Source organism: Nocardia sp. CA-135398 (assembly GCF_050955845.1).
Classification (GTDB): Bacteria; Actinomycetota; Actinomycetes; order Mycobacteriales; family Mycobacteriaceae; genus Nocardia.
Genome location: NZ_CP192084.1, coordinates 7,785,746 through 7,802,435 on the forward strand (window position 1 = coordinate 7,785,746; position 16,690 = coordinate 7,802,435).

Annotated in this window: 11 protein-coding genes; 8 read left to right on the forward strand and 3 right to left on the reverse strand. The window is 63.3% G+C overall.

The window, feature by feature from the left end:
• Window positions 1-107 precede the first annotated feature (107 nt).
• On the forward strand, window positions 108-1,499 hold the full coding sequence (locus ACQP1T_RS34745) for a metallopeptidase (protein WP_433757229.1): 1,392 nt from the start codon (window positions 108-110) through the stop codon (window positions 1,497-1,499).
• 165 nt (window positions 1,500-1,664) lie between these two features.
• Here ACQP1T_RS34745 and ACQP1T_RS34750 read toward each other — a convergent pair whose 3' ends face one another.
• Entirely contained in the window at window positions 1,665-2,963 is a 1,299-nt protein-coding gene (locus ACQP1T_RS34750) for an FHA domain-containing protein (RefSeq protein ID WP_433757230.1), read from the reverse strand.
• A gap of 142 nt (window positions 2,964-3,105) precedes the next feature.
• Between ACQP1T_RS34750 and ACQP1T_RS34755 the strand changes: the two genes are divergently transcribed.
• From ACQP1T_RS34755 to ACQP1T_RS34785, 7 genes are all read left to right on the forward strand, one after another.
• Window positions 3,106-4,311 (forward strand): DUF7373 family lipoprotein, encoded by a 1,206-nt coding sequence (locus tag ACQP1T_RS34755; protein WP_433757231.1) that lies wholly within the window; start codon window positions 3,106-3,108, stop codon window positions 4,309-4,311.
• 228 nt (window positions 4,312-4,539) lie between these two features.
• Window positions 4,540-5,769: a DUF7373 family lipoprotein gene (locus ACQP1T_RS34760; protein ID WP_433757232.1), complete on the forward strand. Its 1,230-nt coding sequence runs from the start codon at window positions 4,540-4,542 to the stop codon at window positions 5,767-5,769.
• Window positions 5,770-5,779: 10 nt separating this feature from the next.
• Window positions 5,780-6,997 (forward strand): DUF7373 family lipoprotein, encoded by a 1,218-nt coding sequence (locus tag ACQP1T_RS34765; protein ID WP_433757233.1) that lies wholly within the window; start codon window positions 5,780-5,782, stop codon window positions 6,995-6,997.
• 7 nt (window positions 6,998-7,004) lie between these two features.
• Window positions 7,005-8,225 carry a DUF7373 family lipoprotein gene (locus tag ACQP1T_RS34770; RefSeq protein ID WP_433757234.1) on the forward strand — a complete coding sequence of 407 codons (1,221 nt, stop codon included), beginning with the start codon at window positions 7,005-7,007 and terminating at the stop codon, window positions 8,223-8,225.
• 134 nt (window positions 8,226-8,359) lie between these two features.
• Window positions 8,360-9,943 (forward strand): serine/threonine-protein kinase, encoded by a 1,584-nt coding sequence (locus ACQP1T_RS34775; RefSeq protein ID WP_433757235.1) that lies wholly within the window; start codon window positions 8,360-8,362, stop codon window positions 9,941-9,943.
• A gap of 376 nt (window positions 9,944-10,319) precedes the next feature.
• On the forward strand, window positions 10,320-10,643 hold the full coding sequence (locus tag ACQP1T_RS34780; RefSeq protein WP_062983065.1) for a WXG100 family type VII secretion target: 324 nt from the start codon (window positions 10,320-10,322) through the stop codon (window positions 10,641-10,643).
• A gap of 34 nt (window positions 10,644-10,677) precedes the next feature.
• A complete protein-coding gene (locus ACQP1T_RS34785; protein WP_062983067.1) occupies window positions 10,678-10,983 on the forward strand; it encodes a WXG100 family type VII secretion target in 306 nt (101 codons plus the stop codon).
• A gap of 112 nt (window positions 10,984-11,095) precedes the next feature.
• Here the strand turns inward: ACQP1T_RS34785 and ACQP1T_RS34790 are convergent, their stop codons facing one another.
• Both ACQP1T_RS34790 and eccCa read right to left on the reverse strand, forming a co-directional pair.
• Window positions 11,096-12,529: a type VII secretion-associated protein gene (locus tag ACQP1T_RS34790; RefSeq protein WP_433757236.1), complete on the reverse strand. Its 1,434-nt coding sequence runs from the start codon at window positions 12,527-12,529 to the stop codon at window positions 11,096-11,098.
• 17 nt (window positions 12,530-12,546) lie between these two features.
• Window positions 12,547-16,587 (reverse strand): type VII secretion protein EccCa, encoded by a 4,041-nt coding sequence (gene eccCa, locus ACQP1T_RS34795; protein ID WP_433757237.1) that lies wholly within the window; start codon window positions 16,585-16,587, stop codon window positions 12,547-12,549.
• Window positions 16,588-16,690 lie beyond the last annotated feature (103 nt).

The window sequence follows — 16,690 nt, forward strand, 5'->3', positions numbered from 1 at the left end:
TGCCCCGATCCGGAGACCGTTATGAACGCGCGACCGGCCGACTAGGGGGAGCCTTGCCGAAACTCCGAGCGACCGCAATCATTGCCACAGCACTATGCGTAATCGCAATGTTGCCGGGCTGTACTCGCGCGGTGCACGGTCGAGCGGTTTCGGTCTACGACGATCCGTTCAAGGTCGCTGGACTGCCGACTACGAGCGGTCCGAGCGGTCCGCGCGACGGCGTCCCCGATAGCTCACTCACCGCGGTCAACGGGGACAGCGGCGAGGTGGATGCCTTGGCGCTCAACGCGATCGAGGATATTCAGACATATTGGCGTGCCGAATACAGCAAGGACTTCGACGGCGAATTCAAGCCGGTCGACAAGCTGATCTCCTGGAGCGCCAAGGCGCCGCGCAGCCAGGCGCTCGAATTCTGCAAGGAGTCCACCTATCACCTGGTGAACGCCGCCTACTGCCGACTGGACAACTCGATCGGCTGGGATCGCTCGGTGCTGTTGCCGACGATCGAGGACACCTTCGGCAAGATGGCCGTGATCATGGTGCTCGCCCACGAATACGGACACGCCATCCAGACCATGGCGAAAATCGTGCAGACGAAGGATCCGGTGATCGTCAAGGAGCAGCAGGCCGACTGCTTCTCGGGTGCGTTCATTCGCCATGTGGCCGAAGGCAAATCCAAGCACTTCACCATCAATACCTCCGATGGCCTGAACTCGGTGCTGGCCGCGACCGTCGCCATTCGGGACTCGAACCCGGATGATCCCGAGAGCGTGCACGGTTCGGCATTCGAGCGGGTCACGGCAGTGCAGATCGGCTTCACCGATGGCCCGAAGGCGTGCAAGGCCATTGATATGCACGAGATCGAGCGCCGCCGCGGCAATTTACCGCAGAGCTTCAAGGACGATCCCGGCCACGGTGAGAATCCGATCGACAAGGACAGTCTGATCGAGCTCAGCAAGGCACTCGCGGTGATCCTGCCGCTGAAGCAGACGCCGACCTACGACTACTCCGGTGCGAAGATCGACTGCAAGAACGGCGTTGCCACACCGCCGGTTTCGTATTGTCCCGCCAAGAACACCATCTCGACCGATGTGCCCGCGCTCGCGCAGCGTGGCACCTCCAATGCCGATGACAATGATCCGTTGCCGCTCAAGGTGACCGGCGATTACAACGGCTACGTCGTCTTCATTTCGCGCTATACCCTCGCCGTGCAGCAGAGCAACGGTCAGCAGCTCGTCGGGGCGAAGACCGGATTGCGCGCGGCCTGCCTTTCGGGAGTGGTCACCGGCAAGCTCGCGCAGCCAGGGCGGACCCAGGCACAGGGCGATATCGTCTTGGCCGCAGGCGATCTCGACGAGGCGGTCTCCGGACTGCTGGCCGACGGGCTCGCGGCCAGCGATATCGAGGGCAAGACCGTGCCGAGTGGGTTCTCCAGGGTCGACGCGTTCCGCGCCGGGGTGCTCAACGGCGAGCACACCTGCACGTCACGTTATTCCTGAGCTCCCCGCCTCCCCGCACCTTCAGGCGCCAGACTCATCTGCCTGGACAGTAGCGTTGGCGGCCGATAGTGCGGGCGAATCGCGTTAACCCGTACCCAGCGAGTTACCCATGTCCGCACGAAATCAGTTGCTGCGTTGGGCAGATGCGCGGGACAACCGAGTCGGTCAGCCGAAAGGTGGGGGCGCGGCGGGTTCGAATCGCAGTACCCGGTTGCCGATCATGATTTCGGTGCCGGGTATCAGGCCCATCGGCTGGTTGGGTGGTAGGCGGATCCAGTCGCGGTAGCCGGGTAGGCGAGTGCGGGTGCCATTGGTGGAACCCCGATCTACCAGGGACACATCCCAATTCACCAGCAGCACCTCGGCGTGCGCGCGGGACATGCCGCCCGAGGAGTCCTCGACCTTCAACGGCACCATGCCGCGGCGGGCCTGTTCGGAATGCTCCGGATCGCGGCCGAGGACCGCGTCCGCGGCCAGCATGTAGGTCATGCCGTCGTCGAGGACCAGCATGCCGAGCGGCGGACGGACCACCTCGATGAGCTGCTGCGTCTGATCCACCGGCATCCCGCAGACCGTGCAGAATGCCGAGCGCGGATCGCTGGGATGCGCACGCGCGCACTTGAATCCCAGCACCTTGACGGTCAGCGCGGTGGCCTTCGCGGTGGCCTCCAGCCTGCGCTGCAGATCCGGATCCGGGCGCGGGGCCGGATTGGTGCCGCCCATTTGGGTCGGCGCGTGATGCGGGTCGACCGGCTCCTGCTCCTGGACCGAATCGAGCATCGCGGTCGACGCGCGGGTCTCGGTCAACTGTGGTTCGGCCTCCGACTGCGGTTCGGGCTCGGGGCGCTGGGTCGGTCCCGAGTCGATGCGCGCGGTCGGCGGTGGATGCGCGCCCCCGGATCGCAGTGGTTCGGATCGGCCACGCACCGCGTCGGACCAGACGATCGCGCCGCCCGCCTGTGCGATCCCCTCGACCAACCAGCCGATCCCCCGTTCGGCGGGCAGATCCGGAATGCGGCCGGCGGGATCGTCGACGAAAAGCGCGACCGCGCGGGTGGGCACCGATGCGACCCGGTCCACGGTGAAGGCAGCATCACCGCCCCGATAGCGCTCGAGGGTTCCGTCACCGGCGAGTACCGCGGTGACCGCGCCGTGCAGGAAGATCGCCACCCCACCGGTCTCGGCCGCGGACAGGATGCCGAAATCGATCGGCGCACCGGGGCTTATCCGCTCGGCATGGGTCATCAGCCAGCGGGTCGCCGCGCGCGCGACCAGTGCGCCGGGCCCTTCCGGATGCTGTTCGGCAGCGTCTCGCACGAGCTCGGCCAGCGATTCGAGCGCGACAACGGCGGGTGTGTCCGGAGTCGGACGCGCATGCCCACGATGCGCGACGACCACCACCGCACCCGCGACCCGGGCGACGGCGTGACCTCCGACAACGACCTCAACCTGCCGATCCTTCAACGGTATCGGCCTTCCAGAGGTGCATATCGCGGGGTCGTCGCCACATCGACAAGGGTATTGCAATCCAAGCCCTAAGGGGTGCCCGTCCCCGGCGTCCGTCCGGTAACTTCGAATGCACATCGGGAGGAACGAGGGGCCTGTCATGGTTAGGACTTCGCGCATCGCGCTCGCTGTGGCTTGTATCGCGGTGACCGGGGTGCTGGCCGGGTGCGGCGGCGTGCAGGGTACGCCGCTGGCGGCCGAGCAAGATGTGCGCAAACTCGAGGTCGGTACCTATCCGGTCGATCGACACAAATACGACCAGGACGCGGGCTCGAACGGGGCACTGGTCGAGGGCATGCGGATGTCGGACGCGGTGGTCGCCAGTTCGAAGATCGACCCGTCGCTCACCTATGGACGCGAAGGCAAGGTGCTCAGCAGCATCGATGATGCCGTCGAACACGTCGCGTCCGCGTCCAAACCGGTGCTGGTGAACCGCAACTACCTCACCGGATATGCCACCAGCGGTTCGGATAAGCCAGATCCGCCCGGTCAGACCCGGCCGGCTGCCGACACCACCGCGATCACCAATGTCGTATTCCGGTTCCCGGACGAGGCCACCGCGAAGATCGCCGCGCGCGAACTCGAGGACGCCGATATCAATATCTCCCCCGACAACCGCAAACTGACGTCGAGCAAATATCCGGACGCCTATATCCATTGGCGGCCGGGCGTTCCCAATGTCGGAACCTTCATGGCGCACAAGGAGTTCGTCATCTCGCTGTTCGTCGGGCGGCCCCGCGCGGACAGTTCGGACCTGCTGAGCTGGGTCGAGAAAACGCTCGATGCCCAGACCCGCGCGCTGGACAAGTTCCAGGCCACCCCGCAGGACAAATTCAGCAGCCTGAAGATCGATCCGGAGCGCATGCTCGCGCGCGTGGTGGTCGCCGATCGCCGTGGGCACACCCCGAATGCCGATAACTTCGCGGTCTATGGACCGAGTTACTTCGTGCAGTCGGCCGAGGACGAGAGCAAGACCCAGAAGCTGGTCGACGAGGTCGGCGTCGAGCGTTTCGCCATCGTCGACAACGGTTCGGTGACCCGCGTGCGGGACAATCCGGCCGGGCAGAAATTCATCGACGGGCTGATCGACGAAGTGCGCGATACCTTCGACCCGATCGACGCACCCAAGGATGTTCCTGGCGCGAAGTGCTTGCAGCTCAACAGCAAAGGCGATCCGGATCGGCAGTACAAGTACCGTTGCTATGTCCCGTACAAGCGGTATGTCGGTGTGGTCACCAGCGACAAGGAACCGGATGTGCGGCAGAAGGTGACCGCACAGTTCGCGCTGCTCGCCAACAGCTTGTGAACCCGACGGCCCCGGCGGCACTCACCCATCGCGTCGGCGACTTTGTCGCGGCGCGCCGGAACAGATTCCGTCTACCTATGCGCCACATGTAATTTCACCTCTCCGCCTGACCAGCGGTGAGAATGTTGTCGGCTGCGTTCGCATTCCCGGTTGCGAAAATAGGCCCCGACGCTGACCGCGGGTGTGAAGTAGGATCCGCGAGAAGTTCGCGAACAAAGGGGGAGGGTGTTGAAGCTCGCCATGAGGTCGATCCGGCTTCGGACCGCGTGCGCCTTGGTGACGGCAGGCGTACTAGCGGCAGTCGTCGGCGCCTGCGGCTCCGAGGTTTCCGGGTATCCCCGGCGCGTAGCGCCCGATGTTTCGAAACTGAATGTCGGAAACTACCAGACCAAGCCACGGGAAATCGGCAATGCCAAGAGCGATAAGCAGGCCCGGGCGCGGGAGGCCCAGCGGCTGGCGGACTATGTGGCGTTGCCGTATGAAGCGGATCCGTCCTACGTCGAGGACGTGTGGAGTATCCGGCCACATATCGTGCTGAACCGCAAGACCCTGGGTCCGCTCATCATCAACGACACGTTCGATGATGTCGCCAAAGACCTGGTCGCGGGCTGGGTCAATGCATGGGCGACAGCCGATAACCCAGACCACAGGCAGCGCACTATGAACATCGCGGTGCTGATGTTCCCCGACGCGCAAACCGCGCAGTCCGTCGGCCCGACGCTCGAACACGACGACTTCACTTACAACATCGGCAATGAACCAGTCCGGATCGCCAAATATCCGCGCACTACGGCACATTGGCGGCCGAACGTCTCCTCCATCGGCTCCTGGACGGTGCACGACCGATACGTCATCTTCATGAAGGTGGTCGACGATACGTCCGTACCCGACCTTCCCGCGTTGACTGCGCAGGTCGAGAAGATGCTCGACGTGCAGCTCCCGTTGCTCGACAAGTTCCAGCCGACCCCGGCCACGGATCTACCGCACATCCCCCTCGATCCGCAGGGGCTTCTCGGGCGCACCCTCCCCAGCAATCCGGACGCGCCGGTTCGCGCCGAGCCCGACGGTTTGTACACCGGCCGGGGATCAATGTCGCTGTTGTCGAGTCCCGGGCAAGATACGCTTCCGCTATTTCAGCGCGCCGAAGTCGATCTTGTTTCATTCGGCGACGCCGTGGTGTTCCGAAGCAAGTCGCAGAAGGGCTCCGACGCACTCTGGCAAGAATGGCGGCCATCGACACATCCACGACAAAATGACAAGCCAGTCGAGGTCCCGGCCGGACTCGGCCAGAATGCCGAGTGCCATGCGCAGACGTCCCAGTCTCTCGACAAAGAACTGATAATAGCGAATTTCTGTATTGCCCAAATCGATCGATACGTCATCCAAGCGGCCGCGAAGCAGTTGCAGGATCTCCATCAGAAGATCTCGGCCCAGTACGCGCTCCTGACCACACAATGAGGACGATCCAGTGAAGAGACGATTGTCTGCCGTGGCGATGCTGGCGGTCGCACTTATTGCTGGCAGCAGCTGCGCGAGCTCGGTGGACGGAAAACCATTACCGGGTCTGGCACCCGTTGATCTGTCCACCCTGAAGACCGGCGCTGCCGCCACCGAGCCCTCACCCTTCAAACTACGAACCAGCTCCAATGCCGCCCAGTCGGTGCGGTTCATCGAAGCTCGCCGCATGCTGAACTACGTTGTGCATCCCTTCGACGTGGATCGCGATCTGACGAGCGTAGGCTTCGTCAAACTGATCGCCGATGCTACGTCGATGACCGCAGACGGAGCTCTTCCGGAAATTTACAAACCGGTCGGCGAAAATAATAATCTCATTGCCGGCGCATATGTTTCTCGGAGCAACGGGAATCTCCGCAGCCAGAAGAGATTGATCGTATCAATTCTGCGTTTCGCTTCGGACGTCGACAGCAAGAATGCGGCGGACGATTTCGCCAGAATAACCACCGAACAGCGTGAACGTCATCCGATACATGTCGAAGGCTACCCCGATGCGCGCGCGACGTCTGCCGATGACCTCTCCGCGAACGCATTCCAGCCGCACGGCCCATATGTTATCGCGATCAGCGCGGGAATACCCCAGGCAAACCAGGATAAGCTCGCCGAAACCATTAAGAAGACAATAGATTTGCAGATCCCCGCACTCGACAGGCAGAAGCCCGTTCCGGTCGACGACCTGCTGGACCTCCCTTTGGACCCGGACGGCATCATGCGTCGAGCGGCGCCGAAAGCAAAAGACTATTCCGATCCGGGGTTCAGTCTTTATGACGAGGACTTCGGCTCGTTCGAACCTTCTGGGATATTGCATTTCGAGCGCAACCCGATCGAGGTCAGAAAGGCATTCGAGGAGGGCGGGGTGGATCTGATCGGACGCCGGGCCAGCACCGTCTATCGAGCGCGCGACCTCGCTGCCGCCATTCGATTACAAACCGCACTGACCGAACCCGACAAGAACGATACGGTCCTGGATCCACCTCCGGGCCTCGGCGATGCGCGGTGTCTGCGACTCGATTCAAAGGATCTGAATCGCCAGTACAGCAGTTTCTGCGCAATCGTCTACGACCGCTACGTGGCGGTTGTCATATCTTCATTTCCCGAACTCGCGCGGGTTGATCGCCGCCTGGAGGAGCGCACTGCGGGACAATACTCTATTCTAGCGAAGAGCGAGTGATCGAATCATGGGACAATGTCTTCGCATTTGCGCCACCGCGCTCGCAGTTGCTTTCACACTGACCGTCGGCGCGTGCGGGCGCGATACCAAGGACGACGCCGGCGAGAACGGCGCGGTGATCGAGATATCGAAACTGGATTCAGGTAACTACCCGACCACCCCGAGTGATGTCGAGAAGACGAGAACCGATGACTCCGGCGCAGTCCGTGAGGCAATCAAGATCGGCGCGGCGACACCATTCGTCATGGAAGTCGACAACCGATTCATCTTCGATTATCACGGTTATATCAGTCGAATACTCACACCGCGATCCAAACCCGAGTTCACCGGCACAAAATTGGAGTCCGGAGAATTCAACACTATTGCGCCTGGGCTCGTGGCCGGTTGGTATACCTTTGGCCAGCGACGAGCGGAGCCAGGACTCGGACGAGAAATCGAAATGGATGTCATCCGCTTTTCGAGTTCTGACTCGGCAAAGATTGCCGCGCAAGCACTGGCCGATCGCACACCCGGCGAAGGTTTTCGCATCACAGACTATCCAGCGGCTCGCACCACATATGTTCCGAAGGTCCCCTACGGCTCGCCCCGGATGGCATCCTGGCTCGCGCACGACGACATGCTGTTGTACGTGCGGGTCGACGACCCGATCAGTATTCCGTTCGATCCGGCCGAACAAGCCGACTTGGTGAAGCGCGCCTTCGACAAAATCATCGAAGGGCTGAAAGGCTACTCGCCGACGCCGATCGACCAAATCAAATCGCTCCAGCTCGACGTGGATGGGCTACTCAGCCGCACGCTGCCCTTCGACAAGGACAACAGACCAAGCGGATCCGACCCAACAGCGGTCTACCCCAAGCATGCGGCGGTGCACTTCGCGCAGCATCCCAACCTGACCATGGCCGCTTTGGATGACGCGGGGGTCGACGATATCGCGGAATCGGCCACCGTCATCTATCGCACGCGGGACGCGTCCAGCACGACCAGACTCATCGCAGCGCTCGAGGCGTCGGATCTCGACGAGGAAAATTACGCCAAGGTCGACAGTCCGACCAATCTGCCCACCGCACAGTGCTACAACGCCAAGCCCGGTATCTCATCACCGTCGAACTACCCACCAGTGTGTTGGATCGCGTTCGACCGGTATGTCGCGCGGGTGGGCGGACGCAATGTCCAAGATCTGCACCAGCGCACTGCGGCGCAGTACAAACTGTTGGCGAGCGGACGCTGAGGTTGTTCGGCCGTCGGACCTTCACCGCGCGCCGCGTCGACGGCCGATGCGGGTCGAATCGCCGACTGCGGCTTGCTAGATTTCTCCGGAAGGCTCGCATGTCCGGGCATTCGACATGATCGAGGGAGGACCGAATGGCGTTGCGGCCCGGCGCAATCGTTGGCGGATACCGGGTGATTCAGGTTCTCGGTAGTGGCGGGATGGGGACTGTCTACTTGGCGCAGAACCCCATCCTGCCTCGCCGCGACGCGCTGAAGGTCCTCAGCGCGGATCTATCGACCGACGATGAGTTCCGCGCGCGTTTCGAGCGAGAAGCCAACTTGGCTGCTGGACTGGACCATCCGAACATCGTTGCGGTGTACAACCGTGGCGAGGAAAACGGCCAGCTCTGGATAGCCATGCAATACGTCGACGGCGTCGACGCCGCGGACGAGGCCAAGAAGGGCCCCGCGGTCATGACACCGCAGCGGGCACTTCGGATAGTGTCCGAGGTGGGTAAGGGGCTCGACTATGCCCACAGGCGCGGCTTACTACATCGTGATGTGAAGCCGGCCAACTTTCTGCTCTCCGCCGCTGAACAGGGCGATGAGGAACGGGTGCTGCTGACCGACTTCGGCGTTGCGAAGTCGGCCGAGGATGGCCAAGATCTCACGGCCACCGGCAATTTCATGGCCACGGTGGCCTATGCACCACCCGAGCAGTTGGTCGGCACAAGGTTGGATCATCGCGCCGATATCTACAGCCTCGGCTGCTCGTTCTTCAAACTCCTGACGGGACAGAATCCGTATCCATCGACCATGCCCGCGGTCGTCATGATGGGTCACCTTCATGAGCCCCCACCCAAGTTGAGTGCTGTCCGCCCCGGTCTGCCCCCGGCGCTCGACGCGGTGATCGAGAAGGCGATGGCCAAAGATCCGGCCATCCGGTACAGCACTTGTCGAGAGTTCGTCCAGGATGCGGAGGCCGCACTGTACGGCACCCCGCGGTTCCCCGCGGCCGGACCTGCCTACATCACCGACCCGAGGCACACTCTCCAGGCGCACCCGAACACCGCACCGCTGTCTTCCTACCCGACTGCGGCCCAATCCTCCCTCCCGATGTCGGCACCGCCGCGCGCGGATACCGACCAGCATCTGGTGGCAACGCTGCGGAATGGCGGTGCCCAGCGTTCCCGTGTCCGCCGTCTGCTGGTACCCGCCCTCAGCATTTTGGTCGTCGCGGCTGCCGTCGCGGCGGGGACCTTCATCCTCACCAATCGGAAATCCGACTCCACCAGCACCAGCGGCGATCGACTGGCCGAAGTACGCAAGGCGCATCCGGAATTCGACGGGAAGTCCGTTACCGCGTTCAACTTCGGCAATGCGACGCTGTCGGTGACACTGAATCCCAGCACCCAGTCCAAGTTCCTGCAGGACATCGGTTTCAGGTACAGCTCCAAATACAAAGCGGTCGGTGACGAGAAGTCCCCGCGCCAATTGTCGGTCAACACCTACTCTTTGGACATTGATGCCGACATAATCATTGTGCTGAGGGCAGATAGCAAGGCCGGGAACAGCGGTTTGGGTGGTCTGCCGAGTGGCCTACTGAATACGTCCGCGAAAATCGTCATCGTGGACGACCCGTCGACCGTCCAGGCATTCCAGGTATGGACGGATCAGTCGACCGATGTGCTTGTCGACAAGATGGTCCCAACCATCGCCAAGATCGTAACGAAGTAAGCTCCGGGCGGCCCCGCACAGGGCCGTATCCTGTTCTGGCACATTGCCGAGCGCTCGTCTGTCCGATGTCGCGTTGACCTGTAGGCAAGGGTAGCGTCGCCCTCCCGAGGTACGGTACCGTTGGCACACCGCCGGGGGGCATGGCTCGTCGGCGATAGTGAGTACGCGGAGGGAGGGGCGTGTGAGCACGGCAGATCACGACGAGCGCATTGCTGGGGGTGTCAAGGTCCGAGGGGTTCCGTCGACGAGTTCGGGACCGAACGCGTGATCGACCAAAACTTCTCCGAGATGGATGGAACCGATCCATCCTCGCTCGCGTCCAATCACATGAAGAGGCCGACTGGGGATCCGTTGGCCGGAACCGAAGGGAGCCACAGTGGCAATAAAGGCAAGCGTTGATGCGGGAGCGCTCAAGACCTTCGCACAGCAATGCGAAGACAAGCACTCCCGGCTTGTTCAGGAAATCCAGCGGGTGAAGGCGCATGAGGACGCCACCACCGCCACCTGGAGCGGTGAGGCTCGCGGAGCCTTCGACTCCTTCATGGAGCGCTACTACTACCAGGCCGACAAGCTCAACGACAAGCTGCTTCAGACGGTAGAGAACCTGGTGCAGTCCAGCGGAAAGTTCAGCGCACAGGACTCTGCGTTCCAGCAGAGCGTGCAGTCGCACGCCTCCAGCCTCGACCTTCCGCCGGTGTAATCCCAGAATTGCCAACAGGACTCAAGGAGCTGAAATGGTAGCAAACGCCGTAAACAAGATCTCCGCCGACTTCCATGCCGTGGAAGCCGGCGCCATGGATATCAAGAACCAGGCCCAGAGCATCATGACCATGCTCGATGACTTCAAGAGCGATGTCTTGAAGTTCGTGCAGGACAACTGGGAAGAAGGTGCAGCTTCCGAAGCCTTCCAGGAACTGCAGAAGATGTGGAACCAGCATGCAGCACAGCTGAACGACACTCTCAATGGCGCGGCCCAACTGGTCAGCACCGGCAATGCGGAACTGCAGGGCACGGACACGGCGCTCGCAGGCCTCTTCTGAGCTTCGCTAGTACGATTCGTGCCCCCGGCGGTCCCGCCGGGGGCATGAATCGTTCTGCGGCGTATGGGACGCTATCGGAATCGTCCGTTGCGGACGCGCCGGGCCGCCTTATCTACGGCGTCACCTGCACGGATGCCGCAAACTGCTCGCAGGTCGACGCAATCGACTCGAACCCATCGAGGTACTGACACCCAATGCTGACCTGAAGCCCGTGCTCCACCAACACCTGCCAGCGAACGGTCGAGCCGTCGCCGGGCTGCTCGGTGTAGGACAGGCCGGATTTGCCTCCGAACACAACGTCACGCTTCAGTTCACTGACGGTGCCGATCGGCCGCTGCTTCATCTGCGCGTCGAGATTCGCCGCAACCTGCTCATACCCAGCACCCGGGGCGACCGAGGTCTGAATAACGGTGATGCGCTTACGAGTTCCGTCCGACGGGACAAGGTCGATCCGCGGCTTGCTCGGATCAGGGGTTTGCGTGAAACGCCATCCGATGGGTACCTGAAAACGCAGACGCCCCACGGCTTCGAAGGGCGCATTGGGTGCTGTCGTCCTAGATGGCTGCGCACTGATCGGCGCGGCGGTGCTCGCGGCCACAGAGGTGCCCGCGGATGACCGCGTGGGGCTGCCATCCGAACCACCGAGCGCAGCAACCGTACCGGCGACGGCGGCAGCGACAACCGCAATGGCCGCGATGCCACCGACGGCGTACACCTTGGTATTTCGCTGAGGAGGGTGTATTGCCGCGGCACGCTGACGCAGCGGTTGCATCCATTCCATGGTCGGCAACGGAGCGGCCCCGGGCTGGTACGCGGGTTCCTGCCGCGTTCTGCGGACCAGGTCCACCCCTGCGATCGGACGCAGTTCGGTGTCAGGCCCACAGACCTGCAGCACGACTGAACGAATCAGTTCCAGTTTCGTCGGATCGGAAATACCCACTGCCTGAACGACATCCGCGGGCTGCCCAGCAAGCAGGTCGCCGATGAGCGCCGACAGTTCGGCGAAGGCGGCCGAATCCGGTTCGAGCGAGGCCACCGCGAGATTCGGTTCATGTGCGCAGCACTCGATCTGGATACCCTGATGCCCCCGGATCACGGAGGTCGCAGTAGTCGAGAGCGAACCGAACTCCAGCACGACCACGCGCCTGCTGCGACCGGCCCCAGCATCGACGGCTACCGCGCGTACCGCCATATCCTCGAACACGACATTGGACGCGAAGCCACGCACCGCATTGTCGACAACCGCCCGACGCCGACCACCCCATTCGGTTGGAAGTACGACGGTTACCTCGTCACACGGAACCTGGACGCCTAGGTTCTGCATCGCTGTGCCGACCACTGCGGTCATTGCCTCGGCGACGCTCGGCACGCGGGGCACCAGCGCGATTCGGTCCGCATCGACGTACTGCACCGCAGAGCTGACCTGCGTCGGTGGCGTAAGCGGTTCTCCGACAACCAGATCCCCGTTGCTACCCAAGACCACCGACGGTGGCGCATCCCAATGTGTAGTGGGGCCACGCGCCCAGATGCGGGTGTCGGTAACCACCAAATCGACTGCCGGCATCACTCGGCCGGAGGCATCCACGCGAGTTGGATCAGACCTTCTTGGTTCCGTGTGACATAGGTGCCACGCCCGGGCGGCTTCGGGCCTGGACGAGTGGTGCCCATCAGCACGCCTTCGTCCCTGCTACAACTCATGATCAAACCCGCGGATCCGAGGTCCTTCATTCGCGCGACAGTTGCCTCGTACATCGCGCGACTCGCGCCGCCTGATCGCCGCGCGATGATCACATGGAAACCGAGATCCCTGGCGTGGGGCAGGTGATCCAGAAGGGCGGACACCGGATTGCCGGACGACGAGGCGACCAGGTCATAGTCGTCGACGATGACATAGAGCTCCGGGCCACTCCACCACGAGCGATCTCGCAGTTGCTGCGGCGTCACGTCGGGCCCCGGCGTCCGCTGGGCGACGTAAGCGGCCAGATCCGCCATGTTCTGAGTGAATTGCGGTGCGGTGGAACCATATCCGGCGAGGTAGCCGTCTGGCACCAGGCCGAGCATTGTTCGCCGGTAGTCGCCCAGAATGAAGCGAGCTTCGTTCGGAGTATTGGACGCGGCGATCCCCTCGATGATCGATCGCAGCAAGGTTGTCTTACCGGTCTCGGTATCACCGATGATGATGAAGTGCGGGCTCTCGACGAAGTCGAGATAGACTGGTGCCAGCTCGGATTCGTTGATACCAATCGGGATTCGCATGTTCTTGACGCCCCGTGGAAGCTGCGATGGCCAATTGCCGGCAGACTGCAGCAACTGCTCGCGCGGGAGCATCTCCGGAAGCATGCGGGCCGCTGGCGCAGGCCGTCCCGGTGTCAAGCGGGCGATCGTCGCAACCGCTTCGGAGACGGACTGGCCCAGGGTGGCCTGATCGGCACTTCCATCGATCCGTGGCAGGCCGGTCAGCATATGCAGGCATTCGGGTGTCATACCGCGTCCCGGCCGCCCCTGCGGAACCAGCTGAGCGAACTTGCGGCCCAGATCCGAATCCATCGGGTCGCCGAGCCTGAGCTCGATACGGGTGCCGATCTGGTCTTTGAGAGCAGGTCGAGCCTCCGCCCAGCGGTTGAGGGCGATAACGACATGCACACCATAGGAAAGTCCCTGCACACCAAGGTTCATGATGGTCTGCTCGAGTGCATCGAAATCCTGGCGGATCGAGCCGAAGCCGTCGATCACCAGGAAGACATCGCCGAATGGATCCTCGTGGGCGCCTGCCGCGGCCGGACTGCTCGCCGGGTCCATGGCACGGAGACGGCGGAACTCGGTCATCGACTCGATGCCCAGTTGCCGGAACCGCGCCTCGCGCTGGCGGACAATTGTCGTCATTTCGGCGATGGTGCGACGGACCTTGTCCTCATCGAGACGGCTCGCCACCGAACCCACATGCGGCAGACCTTCCAGGCTGGCCAGGGTGCCGCCACCGAAGTCGAGGCAGTAGAACTGCACCTGTTCGGCGGTGTGGGTGAGGGACAGGGCCATGATCATCGTGCGCAGAGCCGTCGACTTACCCGACTGGGGGCCGCCGACGACGGCGACATTTCCTCGGGAGCCCGACAGATCCACGACGAACGGGTCGCGGCGCTGGTCGTAGGGGCGGTCGACGATGCCCATGGGGGCGCGCAGGGTGGCGACGGCGGAGTATTCGCCGGTGAGCACGCTGCGCGGGATGAGTTGGTCGAGGGTGGGGGCCTCGTCCAGGGGCGGGAGCCAGATCTCGTGGGCCGGGCGGCCGTGACCGCGGATGCGGGAGGCCAGCATATTGAGATTGGAGATCTGTTCGCCGTCTTCGGACTGCGGTTCGGGGTCGTGCGACGGCTCGGACGGCAGCGAGACCCGGTCGATGGCGCGGAAGTCGACGTGGGTCGCGGTGAACGGCCTTGCCTTGACGTCGATTTCGCCGCCCGCGACACCGGCCTGGGTGACCTCGCGCTGCGAACCGCCACCGACGTAGGGGCCGGAGACGTAGGCGGCCTGGAAGCGCTGGATCTCGCCGGAATCGGACTTGAGGTAACCACCGCCGGGGATGCCCGGCAGGTTGTAGGCGTCCGGAACACCGAGGACCTGGCGGGATTCGTTGGCGGAGAAGGTCTTCAGACCGATGCGGTAGGAGAGGTGGCTCTCCAGACCCTTCAGCTTGCCCTCTTCGAGGCGCTGCGAGGCCAGCAGCAGGTGCACGTGCAGCGACCGGCCGAGGCGGCCGATCATCACGAACAGTTCGGCGAAATCCGGGTGCTGGGTGAGCAATTCGGAGAACTCATCGAGCACGACGAACAGCGCGGGCAGCGGATCGAGGTCGGCGCCCGCGGCGCGCGCCTTTTCGTATTCGGAGACGTTGGCGAAGTTGCCCGCCTGGCGCAGCACTTCCTGACGGCGGTTCATTTCACCGGCCAGGGCGTCGCGCATACGGTCGACCAGGTCGGCTTCCTCTTCGAGGTTGGTGATGACGGCCGCGACGTGCGGGACGCCGTCCAAGCCGAGGAAGGTCGCACCACCCTTGAAGTCGACCAGCACCAGGTTCAGCTGGTCCGGCGAATGCGTGGCCAACAGGCTGAGCACCAGGGTACGCAGGAATTCCGATTTACCGGAACCGGTTGCGCCGATGCACAATCCGTGCGGGCCCATACCGCTTTCGGCGGCTTCCTTGATATCGAGTTCGATGGGTGCGCCGTCGGCGCCGACGCCGAAGGGCACGCGCAGCCGCTCACGGCCGTAACGGGGACGCCAGGCGTGTTCGGGATTGAACGTGCCGATATCGCCGAGCTTCATCAGCTGGGTCCAGGTCGAGATCACTTCGGCGTCATCGTTTTCCACGTCGCTGCTGCGCTGGGTCGCGGCACGATAAGGTGCGAGTCGGCGCGCGACCTGCTGAGCCTGCTGCGGGCTGATCCGATCGATGAGCGCGAAACGCTCCTGGTTGCCGGTGGCGCCGCGACCGACGCATTCACCGTTCTCGACGACCATCTTGATGCCGCGCGAAACCGCCAAACGCGGTGCGTAGCCGCACAAGTCGATGATGGTCACGCCTTCGTAACCGGATTCGCGAAGTTGGTCTTCTTCGGCCTCGAGCAGGCCGCCGTCGACGACGATGACGATATGCACCAGATTGGCGTTGGCGGGCTGGTTGCGGGAGTAGCGAACGCGGTTGGCCAGCAACGGATGCAGGCCCGCGCTGGCCTCCCGGATCGAGCCGTAGAACATGCGCTGGGTGCCGATGCCGTCCTGCGCGTCCGGATGCTGGGTATGCGGCAGCCACTTGGTCCACTCCCATTCGCGGGCGGTGTCCGGGCCGCAGACGACGGCGATGAGCACTTGGTCCGGCGCCTGGAACATGCACAGCTGCAACAGCATTGCGCGGGTCATATCGCGGGCCTCGGCGCGGTCACCGTCCAGTGCGATGGTCGCGAAGCCCTTGACCGCGATCGCGGTCGGCAGATCCGGAACGGTGGAGTGCGCACGCACGAAGCGACGCAGCGAGACCGCCGCGATCGGCTCCAATTCCTCGACCGGGCCGGTCTCCGGCGCGACCAGGCGGGTGGCCAGACGCTGCCCGCCGATGCCGATGCGGGCGTGGCAGAAGTCCTTGTCCCCGGCGCGGCGTTCCCACATGCGGCTGGTGCCCGCCAGCATCCAGATCAGGCCCGGCTCAGGGTGACTCCATTCCACCGAAGCGCGCTGCTGGGCGGCGGTCTGGTCGACATCCTTGCGGACCTGATCGAGGTAGCGCAGATAGTCCTTGCGGTCCTCGTTCGCCTCGGCCGCCTTCTGCCCCTTGCCGCCGCCCTGACCGGCGAACATGCCGACCATGGAGACGACCATCATCATCGGGAACATCATGCTCATCGGATTCGACGCGATGCTGCCGCCCTGGGTGAACAGCAGCGCCATCATGCCGACCATGCCGACGACCATCACGACCGGCATCAGCTTCGATACCAGGCTGCCCGGTGTCACCCTTGGGATTTCGGGCGGCGGCTGCAGCGTGACCTCGCCCCCTGGCGATCGTGGCATCTCGCGACGCGCACGCCGCTGGAACCGGACGGTACTCATCGGACGAGATCCCCCTCTTCGCAAGCTGCGCGTTTTCGGCCTCAGTGTAGAGGGCACAGCTGACATGTCGTACAGTTCGACCAGCATTCTGCTGCCCGAACGG

Bases quoted from the DNA above. Each gene is read 5' to 3' on its own strand.
- ACQP1T_RS34745 (WP_433757229.1), top strand. From the start codon at position 108: ATGTTGCCGGGCTGTACTCGCGCGGTGCACGGTCGAGCGGTTTCGGTC.
- ACQP1T_RS34755 (WP_433757231.1), top strand. From the start codon at position 3,106: ATGGTTAGGACTTCGCGCATCGCGCTCGCTGTGGCTTGTATCGCGGTG.
- ACQP1T_RS34770 (WP_433757234.1), top strand. From the start codon at position 7,005: ATGGGACAATGTCTTCGCATTTGCGCCACCGCGCTCGCAGTTGCTTTC.
- ACQP1T_RS34775 (WP_433757235.1), top strand. From the start codon at position 8,360: ATGGCGTTGCGGCCCGGCGCAATCGTTGGCGGATACCGGGTGATTCAG.
- ACQP1T_RS34785 (WP_062983067.1), top strand. From the start codon at position 10,678: ATGGTAGCAAACGCCGTAAACAAGATCTCCGCCGACTTCCATGCCGTG.
- eccCa (WP_433757237.1), bottom strand. From the start codon at position 16,587: ATGAGTACCGTCCGGTTCCAGCGGCGTGCGCGTCGCGAGATGCCACGA.